21 protein-coding genes are annotated in these 25126 nt (G+C 69.5%); 12 read left to right on the top strand and 9 right to left on the bottom strand.

All coding sequences use genetic code 11. The features are described 5' to 3' along the window. On the bottom strand, positions 1 to 1183 hold a 1183-nt coding region (gene cofG / locus E0D90_RS07085), incomplete at its 3' end, for a 7,8-didemethyl-8-hydroxy-5-deazariboflavin synthase CofG (RefSeq protein ID WP_130797021.1). A gap of 127 nt (positions 1184 to 1310) precedes the next feature. Here cofG and E0D90_RS07090 point away from each other — a divergent pair. The 7 genes from E0D90_RS07090 (at position 1311) to E0D90_RS07115 (ending at position 11532) form a co-directional block, all read left to right on the top strand. Beyond that, a complete protein-coding gene (locus E0D90_RS07090; protein WP_103504212.1) occupies positions 1311 to 1868 on the top strand; it encodes a TetR/AcrR family transcriptional regulator in 558 nt (185 codons plus the stop codon). A gap of 106 nt (positions 1869 to 1974) precedes the next feature. After that, positions 1975 to 3483, top strand: a complete 1509-nt coding sequence (locus E0D90_RS07095) for an MFS transporter (RefSeq protein WP_130797022.1) — start codon at positions 1975 to 1977, stop codon at positions 3481 to 3483. Between the two features lie 527 nt (positions 3484 to 4010). Then, a complete protein-coding gene (afsR, locus tag E0D90_RS07100) occupies positions 4011 to 7022 on the top strand; it encodes an SARP-family global regulator AfsR (protein WP_130797023.1) in 3012 nt (1003 codons plus the stop codon). A 258-nt stretch (positions 7023 to 7280) separates the two neighbouring features. Further along, positions 7281 to 7460, top strand: coding sequence for a hypothetical protein (locus E0D90_RS07105; protein WP_130797024.1), 180 nt, complete (start codon positions 7281 to 7283; stop codon positions 7458 to 7460). A 177-nt stretch (positions 7461 to 7637) separates the two neighbouring features. Further along, positions 7638 to 7763, top strand: a complete 126-nt coding sequence (locus E0D90_RS28270) for a hypothetical protein (protein ID WP_265415941.1) — start codon at positions 7638 to 7640, stop codon at positions 7761 to 7763. Positions 7764 to 7889: 126 nt separating this feature from the next. After that, entirely contained in the window at positions 7890 to 8255 is a 366-nt protein-coding gene (locus E0D90_RS07110) for a hypothetical protein (RefSeq protein WP_130797025.1), read from the top strand. A 46-nt stretch (positions 8256 to 8301) separates the two neighbouring features. Beyond that, a complete protein-coding gene (locus E0D90_RS07115) occupies positions 8302 to 11532 on the top strand; it encodes a HEAT repeat domain-containing protein (protein ID WP_130797026.1) in 3231 nt (1076 codons plus the stop codon). 47 nt (positions 11533 to 11579) lie between these two features. Here the strand turns inward: E0D90_RS07115 and E0D90_RS07120 are convergent, their stop codons facing one another. Genes E0D90_RS07120 through E0D90_RS07130 form a run of 3 tightly spaced genes read right to left on the bottom strand, consistent with a single transcriptional unit; the run spans position 11580 to position 12540 of the window. Continuing rightward, the gene (locus tag E0D90_RS07120) at positions 11580 to 11783 is read right to left on the bottom strand and encodes a hypothetical protein (protein WP_130797027.1); all 204 of its coding nucleotides are present in this window, start codon (positions 11781 to 11783) and stop codon (positions 11580 to 11582) included. A gap of 8 nt (positions 11784 to 11791) precedes the next feature. After that, positions 11792 to 12043, bottom strand: coding sequence for a hypothetical protein (locus E0D90_RS07125; RefSeq protein ID WP_130797028.1), 252 nt, complete (start codon positions 12041 to 12043; stop codon positions 11792 to 11794). A gap of 47 nt (positions 12044 to 12090) precedes the next feature. Next, positions 12091 to 12540 (bottom strand): hypothetical protein, encoded by a 450-nt coding sequence (locus E0D90_RS07130; RefSeq protein ID WP_130797029.1) that lies wholly within the window; start codon positions 12538 to 12540, stop codon positions 12091 to 12093. Between the two features lie 570 nt (positions 12541 to 13110). On the opposite strand from E0D90_RS07130, the gene E0D90_RS07135 reads away from it, so the two are divergent. The 4 genes from E0D90_RS07135 to E0D90_RS07150 all read left to right on the top strand — a co-directional run bounded on the left by E0D90_RS07135 (position 13111) and on the right by E0D90_RS07150 (position 15438). Then, the gene (locus tag E0D90_RS07135) at positions 13111 to 13929 is read left to right on the top strand and encodes a helix-turn-helix domain-containing protein (RefSeq protein WP_130797030.1); all 819 of its coding nucleotides are present in this window, start codon (positions 13111 to 13113) and stop codon (positions 13927 to 13929) included. Further along, complete coding sequence (locus E0D90_RS07140; protein ID WP_130797031.1) at positions 13926 to 14135, top strand: DUF397 domain-containing protein; 210 nt, start codon at positions 13926 to 13928, stop codon at positions 14133 to 14135. The genes E0D90_RS07135 and E0D90_RS07140 overlap by 4 nt, the downstream gene beginning before the upstream one ends. A gap of 233 nt (positions 14136 to 14368) precedes the next feature. Then, positions 14369 to 14905, top strand: a complete 537-nt coding sequence (locus E0D90_RS07145; protein ID WP_130797032.1) for a hypothetical protein — start codon at positions 14369 to 14371, stop codon at positions 14903 to 14905. Beyond that, positions 14899 to 15438: a hypothetical protein gene (locus E0D90_RS07150; protein ID WP_130797033.1), complete on the top strand. Its 540-nt coding sequence runs from the start codon at positions 14899 to 14901 to the stop codon at positions 15436 to 15438. Before E0D90_RS07145 ends, E0D90_RS07150 begins: the two co-directional genes overlap by 7 nt. A 291-nt stretch (positions 15439 to 15729) precedes the next feature. Here E0D90_RS07150 and E0D90_RS07155 read toward each other — a convergent pair whose 3' ends face one another. The 5 genes from E0D90_RS07155 to E0D90_RS07175 form a co-directional block, all read right to left on the bottom strand. Continuing rightward, on the bottom strand, positions 15730 to 16314 hold the full coding sequence (locus E0D90_RS07155; RefSeq protein ID WP_130797034.1) for a hypothetical protein: 585 nt from the start codon (positions 16312 to 16314) through the stop codon (positions 15730 to 15732). A 17-nt stretch (positions 16315 to 16331) separates the two neighbouring features. Continuing rightward, on the bottom strand, positions 16332 to 20714 hold the full coding sequence (locus E0D90_RS07160; protein ID WP_130797035.1) for a DUF6531 domain-containing protein: 4383 nt from the start codon (positions 20712 to 20714) through the stop codon (positions 16332 to 16334). A gap of 132 nt (positions 20715 to 20846) precedes the next feature. Beyond that, the gene (locus tag E0D90_RS07165) at positions 20847 to 21653 is read right to left on the bottom strand and encodes a hypothetical protein (protein WP_130797036.1); all 807 of its coding nucleotides are present in this window, start codon (positions 21651 to 21653) and stop codon (positions 20847 to 20849) included. Between the two features lie 236 nt (positions 21654 to 21889). Beyond that, positions 21890 to 22540 (bottom strand): hypothetical protein, encoded by a 651-nt coding sequence (locus tag E0D90_RS07170; protein WP_130797037.1) that lies wholly within the window; start codon positions 22538 to 22540, stop codon positions 21890 to 21892. 190 nt (positions 22541 to 22730) lie between these two features. Next, positions 22731 to 23246: a CGNR zinc finger domain-containing protein gene (locus E0D90_RS07175; RefSeq protein ID WP_130797038.1), complete on the bottom strand. Its 516-nt coding sequence runs from the start codon at positions 23244 to 23246 to the stop codon at positions 22731 to 22733. An 84-nt stretch (positions 23247 to 23330) separates the two neighbouring features. Between E0D90_RS07175 and E0D90_RS07180 the strand changes: the two genes are divergently transcribed. Next, a complete protein-coding gene (locus E0D90_RS07180; RefSeq protein ID WP_130797039.1) occupies positions 23331 to 24233 on the top strand; it encodes an alpha/beta fold hydrolase in 903 nt (300 codons plus the stop codon). Positions 24234 to 25126: the final 893 nt, after the last annotated feature.

Consider the following 25126-nt stretch of genomic DNA (forward strand, 5'->3'; position numbering starts at 1 on the left):
GGACGTGGGGGCGCAGCCGGGGGTCGAGCCAGGGTTCGCCGCGCAGGACGAACTCGGGGTAGACGGTGAGGCGTTCGGCGAGGGCGAAGCCGGCGTCGGCGGTGTGGCGGCGGAGCTGGTCGAGGTGGGGCCAGGGGCGTTCGGGCGAGACGTGGTCGGGGGTGACCGGGGAGACGCCGCCCCAGTCGTCGATCCCGGCGCGGATCATCAACGCGTATTCCCCGGCGACCAGGTTGGGCGGTGCCTGGATGCGGGCGGAGGGGCCGAGGAGGAGCCGGGTGACGGCGATGGTGGCGGCCAGCTCGTGGAGTTCGGCGTCGGGCATCGAGCGCATGGCGGTGTCGGGCTTGGCGCGGAAGTTCTGGACGATCACCTCCTGGATGCCGTGGTGGGCGCGGGCGACGCGGCGCAACGCGAAGAGGGATTCGGCGCGTTCGGTGTGGTTCTCGCCGATGCCGATCAGCAGGCCGGTGGTGAAGGGGACGCTGGAGCGGCCGGCGTCCTCCAGGACGCGGAGCCGTACGGCGGGTTCCTTGTCGGGTGAGCCGTGGTGGGGGCCGCCCGGTTCGGACCACAGCCGGGTCGCGGTGGTCTCCAGCATCATCCCCATCGACGGGGAGACGGGCTTGAGCCGCTGGAAGTCGGTCCAGGTGATGACGCCGGGGTTGAGGTGCGGCAGCAGCCCCGTCTCCTCCAGTACCAGCACCGCCATGGCGCGGACGTAGGAGAGGGTGTCGTCGTAGCCGTGGGCGTCCAGCCACTCGCGGGCCTCGGGCCAGCGGTCCTCGGGCCGGTCGCCGAGGGTGAAGAGCGCCTCCTTGCAGCCCGCGGCGGCGCCCCGGCGGGCGATCTCGAGCACCTCGTCCGGCGAGAGGTACATGCCGTGGCCCTCGCGCCGCAGCTTCCCCGGCACGGTCACGAAGGTGCAGTAGTGGCAGCGGTCCCGGCACAGCCTGGTCAGCGGGATGAAGACGTTGCGGGAGTAGGTGATGACGCCGGGGCGGCCGGCGGCCTCCAGCCCGGCGTCCCGTACCCGCGCGGCGGAGGCGCAGAGCCGGTCCAGGTCGGCCTCGCGCGCCTGGAGCAGCACGGTCGCCTCGGTGACGTCCAGGGCCACGCCGTCGTCGGCGCGGCGCAGGGCGCGTCGCATCGCGTTGGCGGTCGGGTACCGGGGAGTAGTCATGCCCCGAGCATACGAGCGGCCGGGGGGCGCGCGGGAGCGGGCGGGGCCGTGCGCCCCCGAATGCGGGGCCGGATGTGACCCGGCTCTCACCAGCGTAACTGTACCTTCCGGATGGTACATTTACGGAATGAGGCCGAGTTCGAGACCACTGATCCTGGACGCCGCGATCCGCGTCACCGAACGCGAGGGCATCACCCATCTGACCCTGGAGGCCGTCGCCGACGAGGCCGGGCTGACCAAGGGCGGGCTGATGTACCACTTCCGCACCCGCGACGAACTGCTGCTGGCGATCCAGCAGCACCTCATCGACACCTGGGAGGCGCAGCTGCTCGCCGAGCTGGGCAAGCCGCCACAGGAGGCCACGGCGAGCGAGCGGGCCGCCGCCTACGTCACGGTCGACGCGCACGGCAGCGCGAGCAAGGCGGAGCTGGCGTTCCTGGTGGAGTCCGCGAGCGATCCGGCCCTGGCACAGCCGTGGGACGCCATGATGCGCCGCTGGGTCACGGAGCCGGAGACGGCCGACTCCCCCTCGATGGACCTCTTCCTGGCGCGGCTGGCGGCGGACGGGGCCTGGCTATACGAGGCGACCAGCGGGGTCGCACTCTCCCCGGAGGTGCGGGACGAGCTGCGCCGGCGCATCCTCACGCTCGCCGACCCGGCGCCCGGCGGCACCGCCCGGCCCTGACCTGACCGCCGGCCGCCGCGCCACCGCGCCACCGCCGGCGGAGGCAGCACCGCACACCTACCGCCCCACCCCGAACGCACACACAGAAAGCACGGGTACGCACGCCATGAGCTCCACGCGACGCTGGGCGGTCCTCGCGACCGTCTCCGCCGGACTGCTGCTGATCTCCGTGGACATGACGGTGCTCTACACCGCACTGCCCACCCTCACCGCGGACCTCGGCGCCGACGCGACCGAGAAGCTGTGGATCATCAACGCCTATCCGCTGGTGATGGCCGGGCTGCTGCTCGGCGCCGGCACTCTCGGCGACCGGGTCGGCCACAAGCGGATGTACCTCATCGGTCTGGGCCTGTTCGGCTGCGCCTCGCTGCTGGCGGCCTTCGCGCCGTCCCCGGCGGTGCTGATCGCCGCGCGCGCCTTCCTGGCCGTGGGGGCGGCGGCGATGATGCCGGCCACGCTCTCGCTCATCCGCACCACTTTCGAGGACGAGCGCGAACGCGGCATCGCCATCGGCGTGTGGGGCTCGGTGGCGATGGGCGGCGCCGCACTGGGGCCGGTCGTCGGCGGGCTGCTGCTGGGACGGTTCTGGTGGGGCTCGGTCTTCCTGATCAATGTGCCGGTGGTGATCGGCGCCGTCATCGCGACGGTGCTGGTGGCACCGGGCGGCTCCGGGCGCAGCGACAAGCCGTGGGACCCGGTCGCCTCCGCGCAGGTCATGGTCGGTCTGGTCGGCGTGGTGTACGCGATCAAGGAGGTCACCCAGCCGGAGTTCTCGGTGACGGCCGTCGCGCTCTCACTGGTCGCGGCCGTCGGCGGCTTCTGGATGTTCGTGCGCCGGCAGCGCGGCCAGGAGTACCCGCTGATCGACTTCGAGCTGCTGCGGGACCCGCGCATCCTGACCGGGGTGGTCGCCGCCGGGCTGGCGATGTTCGCGACCGCCGGTATCCAGCTGGTGCTCACGCAGCGGCTCCAACTGGTGCTGGAACTGACCCCGTTGCACGCGGGTCTGCTGGTGGCGGCGTTCGCCGCCGGCTCGCTTCCGGCCGGCATCCTCGGTGGTGGGCTGCTGCACCGTGTCGGTGTCCGGCCGATGATCAGCGGCGGGCTGCTGCTGGCGGCCGCGGGCGTCGCGCTGGTGCTGCCGTTCACCGGTTCGGGTCACAACTGGCTGATCCCGGGCCTGGTGGTGACCGGTCTGGGGCTGGGGGCCGCGATGGTGGCCGCATCGGTCGCGATCGTCGGCAACGCCCCCGCGCACCGCGCCGGAATGGCCGCGTCCGTCGAGGAGGTCTCCTACGAGCTGGGCAGCCTCACCGGCGTCGCCGTCCTCGGCAGCGTCCTGACCGCCGTCTACACCTCGACGGTGACCCTGCCCGCCGGCGCGCCGGAGGCGGCCGGCTCGGGCATGGACGCCGCGCTGGCCGAAGCCGCGCGGCTGCCCGCGGACGAGGGCGCGGCACTGGTCGCCGCCGCCAACAGCGCCTTCGACAACGGCTACATCCTCACCCTGGTGATCGCCACCGTGACGCTCGCCGTCGGTGCCGCCTTCGCCCACCTACGGCTGCGCGGTCACCGGCCCACACCCGACGCCGAGACGGCCGCCCACGGCCACTGACCCCGCCGCGCCCGCGACGGGGCGCGCGGTGACCGCTCCACGGGACGCCGCGCACCCGCACCACCCCCGGCCCCGTGACGCCCCGCCACCTCGGCGGGCCGCGTCACGGGGCCGTCGCGTCACCGTGCCGGTGCGGCTGGTGACGCCCGGGGCCTGTCGGGCGGATGGGCTCCACGGGTAAGGTCAGGGATCGACCACGGATCTGACGGTCGAACGGGGGACAGCGGGCGGCCGCGCACCCGCCCCCACGGCCCGCCGGGCAGGACGTCCGGCTCTCCGGTGCCGCCGGCCACGGCGACTCGGGAGTGGACAGGCGGGAGATCCGGACAGCTCCGGTGCACGGTATGTGGCCGGAGACGCGGCGCGGACGGGGGGCGATCAGCCATAAGTGACCGACAACCCCGTTCCCTCGGGGGCGGGCTCTGACGCCGGCACCGGGGAACAGGCACACTTACCAGCCGGGGCGCGATGCGCGGACGGGACGGTCCGGTGCCCGCAGGGCACCTGGTGAGAAGCATGAGGTGGAGATGGCTGCCGGCGAGGGGAACGACGCTCGGGTGCCTCTCCCCAGGAGCGCGTCCGGGGAGAGCGAGCGGGAGGCACCCGATCTGCGGTTCACCGTGCTCGGCACGGTGCAGATGTTCGGCGGCGGCGAACGCCTGCCCGCCGGCACGCCGCAACAGCGCGCTCTGCTAGCCGAGTTGCTGTTGCGTCGCGGACGGATGGCCACCGCCCAGGAACTCGTGGACGCCATGTGGGGCGAGGAGTCGCCGCAACAGGCCCTGGCGACGCTGCGCACCTACGCCTCCCGGCTCCGCAAGGCGCTGGGCCCGCGCGCCGCTGTCCTCACCAGTGAGGCGGGCGGCTACGCGCTGCGGCTCGGCGCAGGGGACGTTCTCGACCTCGACCAGGCCGAGGCGTGGGCCGAGCAGGCGGAGGAGGCGACCGGCCGGGACGACCCGGCGCGCGCCCACGAACTGTACGGCCGCGCGGTGGCGTTGTGGGAGGCGGAGCCGCTGGCCGGTCTGCCCGGCCCGGCCGCCGAACGCCACCGCGACCGGCTCGCCGAACGCCGCCTCGCCCTGGAGGAGACCCGGCTGGAGGTGGCGCTGCGGGCCGGCCTGCACACCGAGTCGGTCTCGGAACTCACCTCGCTCACCACCACGCACCCCCTGCGCGAACGGCTGCGCGAGCTGCTGATGCTGGCGCTCTACCGCTGCGGGCGTCAGGCGGAGGCGCTCGCCGTCTACGCGGACGCCCGCCGCATCCTCATCGACGAGCTGGGTGTGGAACCCCGCGCCGAACTCGCCGAGTTGCAGAACCGCATCCTCAACGCCGACGAGTCCCTGACCGTCGAGGTCCGCGCGACCCATCCCGCCCGGGGCGTTCTCCGTCCCTTCCAGCTTCCGGCGGCCGTGTCGGACTTCACCGGGCGCACCGCGGCCGTCCGGGAGCTGGGCGGTCAACTGGCCGTCTCCGAGAACTCGGTGATGGCGCTCTCTGCCGTCGCCGGGATCGGCGGCGTGGGCAAGACCACGCTCGCCGTCCGGGTCGCCCACGCCGCGCGGGAACACTTTCCCGACGGACAGCTGTACGTCGACCTCCAGGGCGCGTCCGCGACCCCGGCCGAACCCTCCTCCGTACTCGGCGCGTTCCTCCGCGCCCTCGGGACCCCCGACTCCTCCATCCCGGAGACCGGCGACGAACGCGCGGCCCTGTACCGGTCGTTGCTGGACGGACGCCGCGTCCTGACCCTGCTGGACAACGCCCGCGACGCCGCCCAGGTACGTCCGCTGCTCCCCGGAACACCCGGCTGCGCGGTGCTGATCACCAGCCGCGCCCGGATGGTCGACCTCGCCGGCGCCCACCTGGTGGACCTCGACGTGATGAGCCCCGAGGAGGCGATGGAGCTCTTCACCAAGATCGTCGGCGCGGAACGCGTCCGCGCCGAACGCGAGGCGTCCATGGACACCGTGGCCGCCTGCGGATTCCTGCCCCTGGCCATCCGCATCGCCGCCGCCCGGCTCGCCGCCCGCCGCACCTGGACCGTGTCCACCCTCGCCCGCAAGCTCTCCGACGAGCGCCGCCGACTCGACGAACTCACCGCGGGCGACCAGGCGGTGAAGGCCACCTTCGAGCTGGGATACAGCCAGCTGGAGCCCGAACAGCAGCGCGTCTTCCGGCTGCTGGGCCTCGCCGAGGGCCCCGACATCTCCCTCCCGGCGGCGGCCGCCCTGATGGACCGCGAGCCGGAGGACGCCGAGGACATCCTCGAATCCCTCGTCGACACCAGCCTGATCGAGTCGGCCGCCCCCGGCCGCTACCGGCTCCACGACCTGGTGCGGCTCTTCGCCCGCGCCTGCGCCGAACGCGACGAGCAGCCCCCGGCGGCCCGTGACGACGCCGTCGAGCGGCTGCTCGACTTCTACCTCGCCACCGCCAAGCACGTCTTCGCGATCGAACGGCCCGGCGACCGCACCACCGCGCACCTGGCGCGGACCCGCCACCCCGGCCTCGTCTTCGCCGACCAGGACGCGGCCCTGGACTGGCTGTTCACCGAGGCCGAGGACCTGCTGGCCACCGCCCGCGCGGCGGCATGCCGCAGCCGCACCCTGCGCGCCGCGGTGGACACCCTCCTCGCCGCCAAGGACCTCGCCGAGTCCGGCGCCTACTCCCTCCAGTACGAGCGCTGCACCCTGGCCGTGCTCGCCGCCGCGCGCGAGGCGGGCGACGAAGTCGCCGAGGGCCGCGCCCGCGTCTCCCTCACCCACAGCCACAGCGTCGCGGGACGTTTCGCCGAGGCCGACGCTGAGGCCGCCGCCGTGATGGCGCTCTCCGCCAGTGACGAGGACCCGGTCACCGCCGGCTACGCCCCCAACGACCGCGCCATCATCGCGATCTACCAGGAACGCCCCGAGGACGCCGAACGCCACCTCGAACGTGCACTGGCCGCGTTCCGCGCCGACGGCAACGCCTCGGGCGAGGCCAGCTCGCTGAGCAACCTCTCGCGCGTCCACCTGGGAACCGGACGCGTCATCAGCGCGGTTCACCTCGCCGGGCAGGCACAGGCCATATACGAGGACCTCGACGCGACGTTGCGGCTGGCCAACGCCCGCTACGCGCTCGGGATGGCGCTGACCGCAGCTGGAGACCACGCGGAGGCCCTGGACCGCCTGGGGGCCGCGCTGGAGACCTTCCGCGACAACCGGCAACAGCTGTGGCAGGGAATGACGTTGTTCCGGCTCGCCGAGACGCGACTGGCGGCGGACGACGCGGCGGAGGCTGCCTGCCTCGCGGAGCGGTCGCTCGGGCTGATCCGCGAGATCGGCGGCGACTGGCGCCGGGCCAATGTGCTCAAGCTCCTCAGTCGTGCCCTTGTCCGAACGGGGCAGGAGGACCGCGCCCGCGCATGTCGCCAGCAGGCGGACCGTCTACTGGCGGGAGAGCCCGGGGGCGACGAGGACCCTCCGGAGCACGACGACGCCCGGCCGGACGCCGGCAGCGGTCCGCAGCCCGGCAGCAGTGTCGCCGTCGCCTGATTCCGCCTCGCCCGCACCAGCCGCCCGGCCCGCACCACCGACGCCTCCGTTCGGCCGGTGCGTTCGGCAGTGCCATGACCTCGGACCGCAGCCGCTGCGTCCACCACGCAGACGTTCAAGAAACGTTTATCGGCCACTGCGATGCTCCCGGCACGCCCGGCGGAACGACGGTGACGCCTGACGGGCTCTCCGTCCGTCTGACCGGGCAGCACAGCACAACGGACGTACCGTCGTACGCCACAGGCGACAGGAGCCACCATGAGCAAGACGGAGACCAAGGACAACCACGCCACCGGCGCACCCGCGGCCCCGAAGCCGCAGGACAACCACGCCACCGGCGCTCCGGTCAAGCCCAAGACGCAGGACAACCACGCCACCGGCGCACCCGCGGCCCCGAAGCCGCAGGACAACCACGCCACCGGAACCGGCACCGACTGAGCACCACCTGCCGACAACGCAGGCCCCGTCGCACCGACGGGGCCTGCGGCGTGTGGCCTGTCGCCTGTGAACCGCCCTTTACAGAAACGCTGTTGCGGGGAGAATCAGCCAGAGTGGCACGGGGCAGCGCTCCGTACGCCTCCGGCCCGAAGCAAACCGCCGTCCCTGGGAGCACACATGAAGCGCACCACGCGACTCCTCGTCTCGTTCTCGTTCGTCGCCACCCTCTTCGGCGGAGCCGCGCTGTCGACCGTCGCGGACGTCGCTCCGCACGACAACCATGTCACCGGCATAGCCGCCTGACCGACGTGCGAGCGGGCGCCGCCCCCGCCGGGGGGCGGCGCCCGCCGCGCGTTGGAGCCGGACCACGGCCCCCGCTCTGTCCCAACAGTCCTTTTCCTGTCGGTGGTTGGCAGCACAATGGTCGTCATGGATGCCATGCGGGGATGGGTGAGGGTGACCGTGGTCGCCGGGTCGGTCCTGCTGCTCGCGGGAACGGCGGCGACCTGGCTGCTGGCGGACCTGGAGACCGCGGGGTGGGCGGCCGGCGTCGCCGGAGCCGTGATCGGGGCCGCCGGCCTGGTGCTGGCCGCGTGGAACGGCGGCGGTGACAGCCGCGGTTCCGAACTCACCGTCTCCGGCACCGGCGACGCGACCGCCCGCGACGGCGGCACCGCCACTTCCGGCGTCACCGCCCCCGCAGACCGGCCGTTCAGCGCCGAGGTCCGCGACAGCGGGGACGCCGAGGCCGACGGCACCGGCTCGGCCGCGAACACCGGGATCACCCTGACATAGGCCCCCGGCGCGGGCCCGGGGCTGCCTGGACGGAGAGGCGGCGACGATGCCGACCAGCAAGCAGAGCGTGAACGCCTCACGTACCGGCGAGGCCAGCGCCACCGGCGGCGGCCTCGCCAACAGCGGTGTGATGCACATCGGTACCGTCATCGTGCGGGCGGCCGACTGGGAGGAAGCCGAGGTCACCCCGGAGGCCGCCGCGGCTGCGATCGGCGCCTACGCGCGACGGGTGCGGGAGGCGTACGGGCATCTCGACCTCGACGTGCTGATGCCCCACTCCGACCAGGGCGACTACCCGGCCGTGGAGTTGCGGGAGGTCTTCGTCCCGCCCGGCGTGCGCGCCGACCCACCGGCGACACCACTCCCCCGCGAACTTCTCGAACGCCTTCGTGAACGAGGCGAGTTGCCGCGCGAGGACGAACTACCGCCCGGAGTCGACCCCGAACAGATCGTCCGCGTCCACGGAACCTCGCAGCCGGCGGTCGAGGAGGCACTGACCGTCCTGGCGGCACCGGGCCGGCAGCGGACGGTGGTCCTGGGCGACCCGGGCTCGGGCAAGTCCACCCTGGCCCGTTACCTGGCACTGGCCCTGGCAGGCGGAGCCGACCTCGGCGCCGAACTGGCTGGACGGCTGCCGCTGGTGGTGGAGCTGCGCCGCTACGCCGAAGCGCGCTGGCGCGAGCGGACCTTCGAGGACTTCCTCAACCATCTGCACGCCACCGAGGGCCTGTCGGTGCCACCGCCCGTGCTGCGGTCGCTGCTGACGCGGGGGCGGGCGCTGGTCGTCTTCGACGGCCTGGACGAGCTGTTCGACCCCGCGATCCGTGAGGACACCGCGCGCCGCATCGCGGGGTTCGCCTCCCGGCACCCGGACGTGCGGGTGATCGTCACCTCCCGAGTGCTCGGATACCGCAAGGCCGTACTCGACGGAGCCGACTTCGGGCACTACCAGTTGCAGGACCTCACCGAGCCGCAGGTCGAGCAGTTCACCCGGCAGTGGTACGCCACGTCCTGCCCCGGCGACCCGGGCGCCGCCGAACTGCTGGCCCAGCGCCTCACCGAGGCCGTGGGCCACTCGCGCCCGGTGCGGGAACTGGCACGCAACCCGCTGCTGTTGACCATCCTCGCCATCATCGGCCGACGCCAGACACTCCCCCGCGACCGCCAGGGCGTGTACGAGCACGCCGTGACCGTGCTGGTCGCCCGCTGGGACCAGGACGCCAAGCACCTGCGGCCCGACTGCACGGAAGGTGTCCGCGAGGTCCTGGACGTGCTGGAGCCGGCCGACCGCCTCGAACTCCTCCGGCTGCTCGCCCGGCGCATGCAGGAGGGCGAGGGCGGCATCGCGGGCAACCACATCCACACCCGGGAGTTGGAGGAGGTCTTCCGGGCCTACCTCGGCCAGTACGAGCTGCCACCGCTCCAAGTACGCGCCGCAGCCCAGGTGATGGTGCGGCAGCTACGGGAGCGGAACTTCATCCTCAGCCACTACGGCAGCGGAGTGCACGGCTTCGTCCACCGCACCTTCCTGGAGTACCTGGCCGCCGCCGACATCGTCCAGCGCTACCAGCAGGAACGGGAGTGGACACCGGCGGAACTGCTCACCGATGTGTACGAGAGACGAGCCGGGGACTCCACCTGGCACGAAGTGCTGCTCCTGGTCACCGGGCAGCTCGCACCGAAGGACGCGGCGCTGGTCGTGGACCGCTTCCTGGACCTTCATCGGTCCACCAGGAACCCGTCGATGCTCGCGCTGGCGATCCGCGCCCTGGCCGAGGTCCGCAAGATCGGCGCACTCACCCACCAGAGCGACCGGGCTGTCGACGCCCTGATCACGCACCTGACCTTTACGGGGCCGCACCACAGCCAGCAGGACCAGGTGGTCTCGGCACTCACCACCTTCTCGGAACACTGGGCCGGCAGGCAGCGCTTCGCCCACTGGTACCGCGTGCACGGCCAGTTCACTGCCGCCGACCAGTGGGAGGTGCGCGCGGAGGTAGGGGCGGCCCTCCTCGGTCACGCTGCCCGTGATGTCCCGGTCCTGGCGGCGCATTCACCCAGCCCCGTGGTCAGGACAGCTGCACATCGGTGGCTACTGACGACGCGGCAGCCGGACGGGAAGTCCCGTGGCCTGCTGACCGAACGCGCCACCTCCGACCCGAATCCCTACGTGCGCAAAGCCGAACTGATCCTCCTGGCCGAGCTCTGGCCGGACCACGAGACTCGCGACCTCCTCACTCGCCACTCCACCACCGAGCCCGTTCTCGCGATCCAACTCCTGGCTGAGCACTGGCCGGACCAGCGAACCCGCGACCTCCTCACAGAGCTCGCCACGAACGACTCCGATCCATTGGCCAGCAGCGTCGCGGTCTCCACGCTGGCCGAGCGCTGGCCGGACCAACAGACCCGAGACCTGCTCACCGAACACGTCACTAGAGACCCGGACGTCGCGCTTCAACTTCTCGCCATCCACTGGCCGGACCAGCAGACCCGAGACCTCCTCACCGAACACGTCACGAGAGACCCGGACGTCGCGCTTCAACTTCTCGCCATCCACTGGCCGGACCAGCAGACTCGCGCCCTGCTGACCCACCACGCTACCCATGCCACCCACCGATGGACCCGAACCGCTGCGCTCCAAGGACTCGCCGGTAACTGGCCAGACCAGCAGACCCGAGACCTCCTCACCCACCACATCCCCCACGAACCTGACGCCGCGCTTCAACTCCTCGCCGCCTACTGGCCCGACCAGCAAACCCGCAACCTCCTGACCCAATACGCCGCCCATCACCCCGACACCCGGCCCGGAACAACTGTGCTCCAAAACCTCGCCACGCGCTGGCCGGACCAGCAGACCCGCGACCTCCTCACCCACCACGCCACCACCGACCCCGACGCGGGGATTCGCAGCGTGGCTCTCCGCCAACTGGGTCTGCGCTGGCCGCTGGACGAGGAGATGCGCAGCCTGCTGCTGGACCGCGCGCTGCGGGACAACGACGCGGATGTGCGGCTGGACGCGTTGCGGCGCTGGGTGGTGACCGGCGGGGACGAAACCTGGACGGTGCTCGCGCGGCGGATGACAGACGACCCCGCCGCGAAGGTACGCGAGGGAACGGCCTGGTCCTTGGCGTTCGGGTGGTTCGCGGACGACAGCGCGATGGCGGTGCTGCGGACCGCCGCCCGGGAGGACGAGGACGAGGAGACCCGCACCGCGATGGCCACCGCGCTCGACGCGGCCGCCGCGATGCGCGCGGCTCACCGCGACGCGGCCGAGTGACCGCCCGACCCGGACACGAACGACACGCCGGGGCCGGGCGGTTGGGGTCAGGGCCGCCGGTACGGCCGGGTGATCGTCACCGATGCGGCCGGGGGCAGCGACAGCCGAATCGAGGTGTTGAGTTCCAGCCGGATGATGCCTCCCCGGTGCTCGGCGAAGGTGACGTGCATGGTCTCGCCGCCCACGCTGAGAAAGTCGCCCAGACGTACCTGGTCTGCGGGCAGCCGGAGGGTGGTGGCACGAGTGCGCACGGCCTCACTCACCGCCTCTCGCTGTCCGGCGCCGTCGACCGGAACAGCTCGCGCAGCGCGGAGTTGAGGACGCGCACCTCATCGGTGGGCAGACTCCCGATGTGGACGAGGTAGCCCTGACGACGGCACCCGCCGCACGGGTCGAGGACGTCGATGTCGTCCAGCCTCACACCCAGCCGCTTGATGTGGTTGAACAACTCCCGTGCCTCCTCCTCCACTTCCTCCCGGTCGGAGTTGGCGAAGCTGATCTCTTCGTACATGGACGGTCTCCGTTGCTGATTGCTGTCGGTTGGGGCCACGGGCCGCGTCAGGCGGCGCGCAGCAGACGCCGGACGGTGGTGTGGCGGTGGATCGGGCGGGCGGAGAGCGAGTACAGGACCTCGACATCACCGAAACCGCAGATGCGGTCGGGCCCACGAGCGTTGACGCTGACCGGACGGCCTGAGCGGAGCGCGTCCTGCTGGACGCGCTGGTACACCGCGTCCTCCGCCCACTCCCCGAAGACCCGACCCGGGTTCCACGAGCCTGGCTGCGGCCGGGTGAGCGCGTGAGAGGGAAACGGTCCGGTGGCGTCGGCGGGCGGGTCGAGGGCGGTCGCCAGCCGAGCGGCCTGCCCGCACATCCACGCCAACGCTCCCGCAGGCGACGCGGCCCAGTGCCCACCGAGGTACCACTCGCCCCCGGCGTCCGGGCTGCGCACCACGGTCTCGCACCAGTAGCCGTCCGCCTCCAGCAGCACCGGCTGTCGTTGGCTCACCGACGGACACCCGCCGGCTCCGGCATCACCCGCACCGCGTCGATATCCCGGCCGCTCTCCCCATGAATTGCACAGAGCGCGACCAATTCACGCGGCGCACTGACGCGGCGCATCATGATTCACCCGCATTCATAGGCGGAAATCTTCTCCACTCGGCCAGCTTCAACAGATGCGCGTCAATACGAGCCGCCAGATCGGCGCTTTGCGCTCGCAGCTCGTCGAGCGTCGGGATTTCAGGTTCACCGGCCCCGAGCCGCGCTTCCGCCGCTTCTCCGGACGTCACACCGACACCCCCGCCCCGGCGACCGTCCATGATCTCCGCAGCTCAGTGGCGGTGCGAGCTGCGCCCCACACTCCGCGGGGGACGGCGACCGAGGCGCGGAAGCCGTGCATTGTCGCACGGAAATCAGAGCTCTCCGAACCAGAATGACTCTTCATGGGATCGAACCCTCGAATGTGTAAGTTCTCGTCACGAGTGACGGTTTGTACTCCTAGAGTTGCGGTGCGCAAGCGAAACCCGCCAGTGGTTCACCGATGAGCGGGGTCCCGTCATTCGAGGGAGTCGATCCGATGACAGCAGAACGCATCACGCCGAGCCCGAAGGTCTCCTTGCTGGAGTTCTTCGGGTCAGAACTCCGCCGCCTCCGCCTCAAGGCCGAGTGGTCCCAGGGGGAGATGGCGACCGCCGCCCACACCACCCAGTCGATGATCTGCAAGATCGAGCGGGCCCGGCAGGTCCCGTCGATCGAGCTGTCGATGTGGCTGGACAGGGCGCTCAACACCGACGGCCACTTCGCCCGCCTCCACCCGCTCGTCCTGGCCTACGCCTACCCGGCCTGGTTCCTGCCGTACGTCGAGATGGAACGCGACGCGACGCTGATCCGGACTTTCGAAGCACAGGTCGTGCCCGGACTGCTCCAGACCGAGGACTACGTACGCGCCGTGATGGCCAACCGCCGCCCCGACAACATCGAAGATCTCGTCACATCACGCATCAGCCGTCAGAACGTCCTGGAGGGCGACCAGCGCCCTCGTGCCTGGTTTGTCCTGGACGAGCAGGTACTTCGCCGCACTCTCGGCTCACCAAGCGTGATGCGCGCCCAGCTGGACAGTCTGCTGGAGGCCGGAAGCGAACCACGGACGGTAATTCAGGTTGTTCCAGAGCGCGTGGCAGCGCACGCTGGACTCGAAGGCCCGTTCACCGTGCTGAGCTTCAAGGAGGCGCCCGATGTTCTGTACGTCGACGGCTTCTCTCAGGGGCGTATGAGTGTCGAAGCACCGGAGACTACCGAGGCACTGCATGCCTATGATCTGCTCAGGGCGGAGGCCCTGTCACCTGGTGATTCGGCTGATCTGATCCGCGAGTACATGAGAGGTCTGACGACATGAGCAACGCGAACGGACTGTCTGTGGAATGGCGGAAGTCCAGTTACAGCAGCAGCAACGGGGGCAACTGCCTGGAAGCCGGCCACGGCATGGCGCACGCCGTCCCGGTGCGTGACTCCAAGCTCGCCGCCAGCCCCGTGATCGTCTTCCCCAGCGCTGGCTGGAGCGAGTTCGTCACCACCGTCAAGAGCGGCGACACCCTCGCCTGAGGACCTGCGCGACTTCCGGACCCCGCCCGGCTGCCCAGCAGCCCGGCGGGGTCCGCGTGCGTCTCCCCCCGCCCACGGCTGGACCGTGTTGCTCACGCACCTCAACGGCCCGACGTGAGAACGCGCTTGGCGGTCCTCCCGGCCGGGCGGTTATCGTGACTGCCGCGACCAGCCGCAGACACGGCGACATCGCGGCGCCTACGGCGCCACACCCGGGGGGGGGAGTCTGTCGAATGGGTGCTGTATTCATCGTCATGGGGGTCGTGTTCCTGGGGCTGGCGTGTGTCCCCAGCCTCACGCTCTGGCGTGCTACGAGCGGTTGGCGCTATGCCGATCCGGAGGCGAACAGGCCGTCCGAGACGGCTCTCGCTCTGAAGAAGCTGCGCAATGTGGTGGTCGGCCTCGTCCTGGGAGGGTTCGGGATAGCCGTTCAGGACTGGGGCGGGGTGTTCAGCTCGTCGGCCACCAACCTTCGCGCCACGGTCGAGGCCGCCGTCGAATGGCTTGAGGAGGATACCGTCGACGTCCCGGAGGGCCGGCCTGACGGGACGCTGGAGCGCCGGGTGGCCGCTGCCGTGAGGGCGTCCGCGCCCGGGACGTTCGAAGCCGAGGTGGGGCACATCGACGAGGAGCGGTACGAGGTCACCGCGCGCAGGACGGAGGACGTCTACTGCCTCTCGATCACGATGCGCAAGGCGAACCAGCAGAAGGACTGGACGGACGATGAGACCGTGCACCTGCGGGTCACCGCCACCGACTCCCCTTGCTGACCAGCCAGCAGCCCGGCTGCTTCCGCCCACCGGGCACCAGCCGAGCGCGATACCGTCGCCAGTCGGACCTTCCACAACGGCGTGCACGATCGGCGTCTCGACCGTCGAGGAGAACTCACCTGTCACGCGATGAAATCGATGAAGCCAGGCATTACCGGCGCATCGTCCGCGACAACGCCTTCTACTGGGCGATCCTCGCTTTCGTCCCGCTTTCGTTCATCGCAACGACGGCAACCGCCGCCTGGCAGGTGCGGGTGGAGATCACCGGCAACGTCATCAATATCCACGAACCGGCAACACCGGACCGGACCGAGTACCACTGGCACGAGGCCGACTGGATCGCAGCCGCCTCCCTCGGCGCCGGCGCGACGGCGGTCTGCTGCCTCGTTGGCGTCGGCATGTTCCTGCTCGTGACACGCAGGCGATATGCGTCCATGCGTGAGCGCCTCGACGTTGCGCAGCGCGAGGCAGAGAACGAACCCCACAGTCCCCGCCCGGTAAGTGAAGTGGGGCAGGCCCGTGAACTCTCCTGAGCGGCAGGGCGGAGCAGGAAGGGCGGGACCGCGGCTGACGGTCGCAGCGGTCATCGCGCTGGTAGGCACGACCGTGGCGACGCTCGCCGAGGCCGTTCCTCAGGCCCTGAAGCCGGTCCGGATTGACGATGCCTGAAGGAGGAAATAGTGTTCACGCATAAGCACCATCGACATCAGCAATCACGCATCTCGCGGTAGCGAACTTACTGCAGCTTCAGAGCTGTTCGACCCTCCCGCGATATACAGGAGAAGGCGGCCGGCTCGTGATCCACAGCTGGCTGTTTTCTTGATTCATCCATCATCGCCGGGAGGCCGCAGCGACAGATGCAGCTGCCGGGTGGAATCGCGGTGACGCTCGACTGTAGCGGTGAAATGCTCACCAATCTCTGGCGCGGCAATACCATCCGGTTGGTCTTCCGGCTGAAGCACGGCGAGGGCATCGGGCTCCTCATCAACGCTGGCGAACGCGACACCCATCGGAAGTTTCTCGAATACCTCGCCATGCACAACAGCACCTACCGGTACCTCCGCCACGATGCGCGGCCAGGCCGCTTCCGAACGACCCCTCAGTTCCTTATAGCGTTCCTTGGGGCCCGCCTCGCCCAGCCGTCCGGAGTGCGCGGCCTCCTTCCACTCGGCTAGCACCAAGTGGATCTGCTGGAGATCGCCATCGTGATGGACAACCTCCCCTTCCACTGCATCCCCCAACAGCGGAAGCCGCGCCCCTCGCGGCATCCGTGAGACCTTGGCCAGGAACAGGGCTTCCGGGCCCGCTTCGACCGACACGAAAGCCCCAAAAGGCATGACGCGCACTACTCGTCCGCGCACTCGCACCCCAAGCGGAAAACGAGCTACCCAGCACTGCCAGTCATTCACCTAAATCTCCTACTCCGTCACCACTCGTACCCATTGTAGTAGTTGATCCAATTCCGTTCCTCGGTAAGCTCGTTGAATCTCGGAATCCGGTCTTCGGGAATAGACCACTCGGAGTGCGGGCCCCCGTCGTGAGGTTTCTTGTACCTACTGAACTCTGCACCAAATTCAGGCCTCATCACGTACTCGACATATCCACCTTCGTAGCTGCCGCCGTTGTACTTCTGGGCAACCTCCCGCTCGCCGACGTAGGCATGGCCGTGCTCGTCCTGGTATCGGGACCGGTCGAGGCCATTCGCCAATTCGTTGTCTTTATGACCGGCATGCGGTGATCGATAGACACGGTCCGGTGGGTGTGGCGCAAGACCGGCTGGATCGACCCATCGGGTGGGATTCCGGGGATAGGCGTATGCGTCAGCTGCGGGCCTAATGCCCAGCGGGTCCGGGGTCGTAAACCGGGCAATATCCGGGTCGTAGTGACGGTGCTGGCTGTAATGCCAACCTGTCTCCTGGTCAGCGTACTGGCCAGGGAATCGCAGAGGCGTCGCAGATTCCCCCTGGCTTCTTGTGGTTACCCCCCACACTGAGCTCTGATGCTCCCACGCAAGATCACCTTGGGCGCCAACCAACTGCATGGGAGATCCGACGAGGTCGGTGACTATGACGTAAAAACGACGGTCACATTCGGCCTGACCCGGGAAGCTTTCGGTCTGGGTTAGAGGAGTCAGCCCGCGGTGGTTCCATGTGAGAGTCCGCCCATCATCGGAAGTTTCCTCGATGAGCGTGTCGCCATGCCAGGTAAAGACGACTCTCTCAGCGATGTCACCGTCAGGGGTCAGCCGCTGCTTTGATATGCGCCTGCCGAACGGGTCGTAGGAGTAGGTCCACACGGCTCCGTCGGGGGTAACCGTTCTGGTGAGTCGGCCCTCGACATTCCAGGTGTAGTGCCAGGTGTCGGGTTTGCGTGAGAGTCTCGTCTTCTGCCGGACTGTCGTCCGGCCAGCTGCGTCGTACTCATAGCGCATCGCACCCGCACGGACCAGCAGGGTTCCGTGGTAGGTGCGCTTACCCGCAGCGTCGGCGGGCGTCGTACCGACGGGCCAGTTCGCATCCGTCAGATTGCCACTGGCATCATAGGCATACGTCTCGGCGCCCTGTTTCGTCATCGCCTCAGTGATCCGCCCCAGCGCGTCAAAGTGAAACCGACGGCTGCTGCCGCGACGGTCGCTCACCTCAGCGAGGAGTCCGTCAGCGCGATGCCGGTAGGTTTGCGCTGTGACGACCTGCTGCGTTTCAGTGGACAGGTCCTGAGTAGTCAGCCTGCCGGATGGATCCCATTCCGCGCTGAGCCTCAAGCCTCGGTCCGTCCGGCGCAGGGTCTCTCGGCCCACTACGTCGTAATCAAAGCTGAGAAGAACCCCGTCACCAGCGAGGGAGGCCGGATTTCCATCGACCCCGTACGTCCAAGTGCTCTCGTGGCCCGTCGGAGTGATACGCAGCGTGGGACGGGCAAGGGGGTCGTAGAAAAGTTGCAGGGTCCTGCCGTTGACTGTCTCTGTGTTCAGTAAACCGGCAGGAGTGTAGCTACGTTCGAGAAGAGCGCCCGGCGATTCAGCTCGAGTAACACGACCAAGCAGGTCATAGGCGAACTCGAAAGTCTCACCACCTGAAGTACTTTTCTTCAGAAGCCGCCCTAGCAGGTCATGAATGTAGTCGATGCTCTCACCGAAAGAATTCACTTGCCTGACGAGCTGTCCTGCGGCGTCATAGTGATATTCGACTGTTCGACCGTCATAGTCAGTCTCATTGACCAGGCGACCATCGGCGGCGTATGTGTATGACCATTCAACGGTCGTGGCGTTGGCAACCTGGGTCAGTCTGAGCTCAGTGTCCCGCGTGAAGCGGTGAGTCACTCCATCGGGCGTGGTCCTGGTGGCAGGGAGGTCAAACGGACCGTATGTGAAGGTGGTCTGTGCTCCCTCTGGCCCGGTAACGGTGCGCAGGTTTCCCTCTGGGTCCCAAGTGAAATACTCGGTCTCCCCGAGAGGGCCAATGCGCCGTAGCGGCTTCCCCTCCGGGTTCCAGACCATCCTGGTGGGCGCACCGGCGGCATCCGCTACGGTCACCGGCCGCCCGAACGCATCCCGTTCCACCGAGGTCCTGGCTCCCGCTGGGCTCACGACGCCAGTGGCGAGGCCGGCGGCGTCGGCCACGATCCGCGTCACGTTTCCCAACGAGTCAGTGACCGCGGCGACAGCACCTGAGGGGTGGTGGGAGTACTGCGTGGTGCTGCCATCTGGATCGGCGCGGCTGATGCGGTTGCCTGCGGTGTCGTAGGCGTGGTGCCAGGTGGTGCCGTCGGGTTGGCGGATGAGGGTGGGTTGGCCGTAGTCGTTGTATTCGGCGGTGATCTGGTGCTCGTCGGGGCGGGTGAGGCAGGTGAGGTTGCCGTCGTGGTCCCATTGGTAGCGGGTGGTGCGGCCGAGGGGGTCGGTGACCGAGAGGGGACGGTTGTACTCGTCCCAGGTCTTGCGGGTGGTGTGACCGAGGGGATCGGTCTCCGCGATGACCTGCCAGGCGTCGTTCATCTGGTACGTCGTCGCATGACCCAGGCTGTTGGTGGCGGTGGTCCGCAGGTTCGCCGGGTCGTAGTCGTAGCGGTATTCCAGCGCCCGTTCGGTGCCGGTGGTGAAGACGCACCGGCCCGCTTGGTCGTACTCGTAGGAGTACCAGGTGTTGTTGCGGTCTTCCCAGCGGATCATCCGCCGCTGGGCGTCGTACTCGAAGCACAGAGGGAGGCCGGAGGAGTTGTACACCTTCGCGAGGTTTCCGGCGTGGTCGTAGTCGTAGGTGCGGATGATGGGCTGGTCGGGGTCGGAGAGGAGGGTGAGGGCGGTGATGCGGCCGTCGTAGACGGCGATCCCGACGCGGTAGCCGCCGGAGTGGACCAACTCGCTCGGGTCGCCCTCGAGCGTGTAGTGGAAGTCGATGCGGTTGTTGTTCCGGTCCGTGATCGCGACGATCGGCAACTCCGAACCGCGCCGGCCGGGGACCGGGGCGAAGTGCAACGTCCGGCCGCTCTCGCGCTGGTGGATGGTCATGGTGCCGCCGCCGGCGCCGTCCCAGGACAGGCCCCAGCGCGGCCCGGAGACGGGGTGGACGGGTGCGCCGTATTCGGGTTTGGGGATGGGGTAGTGCAGCCGCATCCCGTCATCGGCGTAGTAGTCGGCGCCGAACTGGTCCAGGACCAGGCGCTGGTCGAAGGTGGAGGCCCAGGAGCGGCCGAACCAGCGGCCGTAGCGGTAGCCGGAGAGGTGCTCGCGTTCGATCGTGAGGGGGAGGATGCCGGGGAGGGTGAGGTCGGTGTTCCGCAGGGTCATCTCACCGGTCGCGATGTCGATCGGGTCCCCGATCAACACCTTCCCGATCCCCCGAATCCCCTCCTGCTGGTACATCGACTTCATGTTCTTGAAGTTGGTGACGTACTTCTTCACCCCACCCGCAAGCCCCGCCAGGCTCGTCACACCCTTGAACCCCGGGATGCAGTCCAGCATCGCGAACCCGACATCCCACAACGACGCGTTCCCGTTCGCGTAATCGATCAACGTATCCGCGAGAACGATCAGAGCGGCGGCCAGGACCACCCAGGCCAGCGGCCCGCCGATGATCATGACGACGATGCCGAGGACGGCGACAACGACCTTGGCGATGGTGACGATGGTGTCCCAGTTGTCCACCACCCAGTCGACGGCCTTCTGCCACCACTTCTTGTTCTGAATCCCCGCTTCCGAGGCTTCTTCCAGGGAGTTGGCGCAGATCTCGGCGGCGCTCTCCCGGGCCTCCTTCGCCTGCCCGGCCAGGGCCTTCGCGGCGGTGAGGGCGGACTCGGCGGAGACAACGGCGGCCTCGGCCCCTTCGTGTGCGGAGGTGGCGGTCCGCAGCGCTTCGCGGACACCGTTCCGGACTTCGTCCTCGTCCGGGTCTTCCGCTGCCTCCTCGGCGTCCTCCAGTTCAGAGACGGCGGTGGCGAGCGCGGACTGGGCGGTGGCGAGTTCGGCCGCGGCGGACTCGCCGTCGGTCAGCGCCCGGTCGGCATCGCGCTGGGCGTCCTCCAGCTTCGGCCAGTACGTCGCCAACGCCGCAGCCGCCAGATCGTAAGAGGTGTGCAGCTTGGTCAGGTTCGGCGGAACCTTCTCAAACCGCTCCTTGAACGCATCCGCCGTCAACCCCACGAAAGTCGCAAGGGAATCCGACTCGACCATCCCCCGAATCGTCGACAACGCCTCCGCCGCATCATCAGCGAAGGTCTCCAGACGCTCCGCCAACCGCTTGATCCGCTCCGGATCACCCGGCGTCGGATCCGACGACAACCCCAACACCGACCAGTCAGACGAACGCCCCACGACCGACACCCCCCAGGTGGACCAGCACTACGACGTCACGCTAGCCACCCAGCGTCACCATCCGCAACAGCCATACGAAGCCGTTGCTTCCAAGCCCGCACAGCGGGTCAGGCCAGCGATCGCGGCGGACGCTCAGCGGACGATCGTCTGGACCTCGTCGACGGTGATGTCGATCGTGGAGCTGAGGGTGCCGTCGGCGAGTGTGCCGCCGTTGCCCGCGTAGTCCACCCAGGTGACCTCCCAGGTGAGGGTGGCGCGCAGCGCGTTTGCCCCCGTGTTGTGGGTGGCGCGGCCGTAGGTGATGCCGCACGGCGGGTCCTCACCGGACCGGCCGCGGACGTAGGGCTCGCCCACCCGGCCGTCCCGGATCACGCAGGTGCCCGAGGCGGGGTGCGTGCTCGCGTCACCCGTCCCCGGCTCCAGGGTCAACTCCTTGGGCGTCGCCGTCGTCTCAGCCCAGATGCCGTACCCGTCCAGCTCGGCGCGGACCGACACCGGCGAGAAGTCCACCTCGTCCAGCCACACCCACATCGGCAGGTTGACCTTCTGCGCACCCTCGGGGTTGATTGACACCTCGGTATCGGGAACCCGCGTCTCCGCCCACGCCAGCTCCGCCAGGTTCTCCGGCTGAATCACCCCGGGCTCAACCGGCGGCGGATCGCCGTAGGCCACCCAGTAGGTCCGGAATTCGCAGGTGAGTTGCTCATCCAGCGGGTAGTCCCTGTTCCGCACCACGCCCCAGAACGCACCCTCGCCCTGCTGGTCCAGGTTGTAGTCCTCGTGCTCCTCAAGGAAATCGTCGTGCGACTGATATAGCAGCTGCTGATCCTCTGGGATCAGCCCCCGGATCGCCATCAGATCGGCCCAGTAGGACTCCATCTCCTCAGGCGTCCGCAGCGGCGCGTAGTAACACGCCGGCGGCGTCCACGTCGCGTTCACCAACGCGCCTTCGGAGCTTGACGCTTTGGGTGTGAACGTGATCCGCATCCCCTCAGGGCTACCTGCACCACCGCCGACTCCGGCGCTGATCCCGCCTGCACCGTCAGAATCAGCTTCGGTGTTGTCCCGAACGTCATCGAAGAAGTCGTCTCCTCCCTGCGCTCTGGCTGGTGTTGCCGCGAGGAGGAGGATAACGAGGGAGCAGACCCAGACCGTCGGCATGCGACCGGCAAGCGTCAACACCGTTTGGACCGCCGCTCATTTGACGTGGCATTGGCCTGCCACACGCCGATGTCGTTCTTCTGCATCCGCACCTCGTAACGAGTCGGGAGAACGCCGAGGTTGGATTCCCCGATGACTTCTCCCGTCTCGAAGTCGATGTTGTAGGCCTCACTGAAGTCACGGCAGTACGTCACGAATGCCGTATCGCCCTCCAGGCTGGAGACCTCGTAGCCGGAGAACTTCATGATCCCTGCCGACGACCCACCCTGGTCGATGATGTTGTTCAGTGCGGCGATGTCCTCGCGGTAGGACTCGCCCGTCGTGTAGAAGCTCACGGACTCGTTCTCGATGTCGTGCGTGGTCAGCACCTCGAAGACCGACTTGACCTGCCACTGGCTGTCGGTCAGGATCGCGTCCTTCACCGGGTCTCCGGTGTCCGGCTCCTCGAAGACCAGCTCAAGGCTGTCCGCCACCTGGATGTCCGGGCGGTCGATGCCGTCGCCATCGGCCTCGTCCTCGGCGGCGTCGTCCGGCTGGTCGCCTTCCGGCTCGTCCTCGTCCTGCGCTTCACTCGCCGCCGCGTCGTCGACGCCCGCGATCTCGTCGTCTCCGCTGTCGCTTCCGCATGCGGTGAGCAGCAGGCCCGCCGCTACGGCACCGGCCACCGAAGCGCGAACTCGCGCGCCCGACACCAAAGATCGACGACTCACGACCAACCCCCATGTTCGACACAGACATGTCACTGCGCCCAACACGGTAACCGTTCGGGTGCGCCATCCGGCAGTCGCCCCGGCTGCTCAGAGTCACGTTCGGTGACGAAGCGCGGCGACGGAGGCCCCCGAGGCGCGCCGCCGTTCAGTCCGTGGTGGCGCGGCGTCTGCCGACGTGCGCGCGGGCTTTCATCCGGTTGCCGCACACCGCCATCGAGCACCAGCGCGCCGTTCCCGGGCGGCTGCGGTCCAGCAGGAAGAGGTTGCACTCGGCGTTGGCGCAGGCACGCAGCCGTCCGGGCAGCTGGGCAGTGACCCGGGACCAGGCAAGGACCACGCGGACGGCGAGCTCGGCGTCGGCCGCCACCTCCAGCCTCCATGTGACCTCGGCGCCCTCCAGCACGGGGCGCAGGCACGCCTCTTCTACGACCGCTCGCAGTTCGCCGAGGTCGGCCGACCCGTCCCGGATGTGGGTCTGCAGCACCTCGCGCACCGCGCGGAGTCGCTCGCGCTCCTCGTCCACGCCCTGGCCGCCCTTGTCACGAATCCAGTCGAGCCCAGGGTCGTCCGCCAGCGCGTCGACGCTCCGACCGTCCACGACGGGGGCGCTGTTGAGCACGTGGAGCAGCAGCTCTTCGTCCTCGACCTCAGCGAGCTTCATACGCCGTCCTCCTTGACAACCTCCCCGGGCGGGGCAACACTCACCCTAGAATAACCAGTAAAACTACTTTAAGAGGTTAGCGCCATGGTCGCCGTTCACCACCGCACCGTCGACATCGACGGACAGAGCGTCTTCTACCGCGAGGCGGGACCCGCGGACGCGCCCGTTCTGGTTCTGCTCCACGGCTATCCGTCCAGCTCACACATGTTCCGCCACCTCCTTCCGGCCCTGGCCGGCCACTACCGCGTGATCGCGCCCGACCACATCGGCTTCGGCCGCTCCTCCTCACCCCCGGTCGAGGAGTTCGCCTACACCTTCGACTCGCTCGCCGAGGTCACCGGCTCCCTGCTCGACCGGCTCGGCGTCGAGCGCTACGCCGTCTACGTCCAGGACTACGGCGCCCCCATCGCCTGGCGGCTCGCCCTCGCCTCTCCCGAGCGGGTCGTCGCCGTCATCTCGCAGAACGGGAACGCCTACGAGGAGGGCTTCGTCGAGGACTTCTGGGCACCGATCTGGTCCTACGGCGACGACCCGTCGCCGCGCAACGAGGCCGCGTTGCGGCCCGCCCTGGGGCGTGAGGCCGTGACATGGCAGTACACGCACGGCGTGAGCGACCCGACGCTCGTCGACCCCGACGCCTGGGAACACGACCTGGCACTCCTCGCGCGCCCCGGCAACGACCATGCCCAGCTGGCCCTGTTCGCCGACTACGTCGGGAACCGGGCCCTGTACCCGAAGGTGCACGCCTGGCTGCGCACCCACCGCGTCCCCGTCCTCGCTGTCTGGGGCCGCAACGACGAGATCTTCGCGGCCGCCGGTGCCACCGCGTTTCGCCGCGACGCCCCGGACGCCGAGGTCATCCTCCTGGACGGGGGTCACTTCCTGTTGGAGACCCATCTCGACGAGGTATCCGAGGCGGTTGTCCGGTTCCGCCCGCGCATCCTGGACTCGGCCGCCCGCGCGGCCACTCGGCCCACGGCGACGTGACGGCCGCGACCGGCGGGTGCAGCGGCGGCGATTCCTGGTCTCCCGGGCCGGCCCGGGCTCCCGATGGCGTTTAGCGAACGTTTAGCGCCCCTTGCCAAGCTCCATCCCACGAGCCGCCCCCACGGGAGGGCGGCACGGACCGGTGCCGTCGGTGGCGCCGGGAACCGTCCGACACCGGACGCCGGCCGAGGGGGCGGCATCCGGCGGGGCACTTCGCACGGCACCGGGCCGGACCCGCTGGGGGGCGGGAACGGTCCAGCCGGACTCGCTGGGGGGCGAGTACGCGAGGGGCACGCCGGGTTCCGCCGGTCGCACACGGTGCGTGGACGGTTCCCCGGGTGGATCGCCGACGCACCAGCACCTGGGCCGGCCCGGGCGACGTGGAGGGGGTGTCGCCCGGCCCGGCCTCGCGTGTGTGTCGCCGCCCCGGAACGCGGCGCCCCCGAACGCACCGGCCGCGGCCCCCGCTGTGCACGACGCCGCCGCACGCGGCGCGCACAGCCGTTTATTCAGCGTTTAGCGCCGCTTGACATGCTGTTCCCACGAGCCGCCCCCACGGGGGAGGGCGGCACGGACCGGTGTCGGCAGCGGCACCGGGCACAGTCCGACACCGGACGCCGGCCAGGGGCATGGCCCCGGGAGCGGTGCGTAGTCGGTGCGGGACCTGTCTCGTCGAGGCGAGCGGCTGGGGTCCCCGCCGGAACGGCACGCATCGCGCTCGGGGCCGTGGGGCCGGCCCGGTTGTCGGACGTGCCCGGCTCGGGGACCGCGCGACGACGCCGCCATCCCGGCCGGCCGGGCGGCAAGGGGACCCTTGTGGGGCGCCGCCCGGACCGGTCGGCCCCGAGGACGCGTCGGCGTTGCCGGGCACGACGCACCCGGCAACCCACCGT

It is taken from the genome of Streptomyces otsuchiensis (assembly GCF_004305975.1).
GTDB lineage: Bacteria > Actinomycetota > Actinomycetes > Streptomycetales > Streptomycetaceae > Streptomyces > Streptomyces otsuchiensis.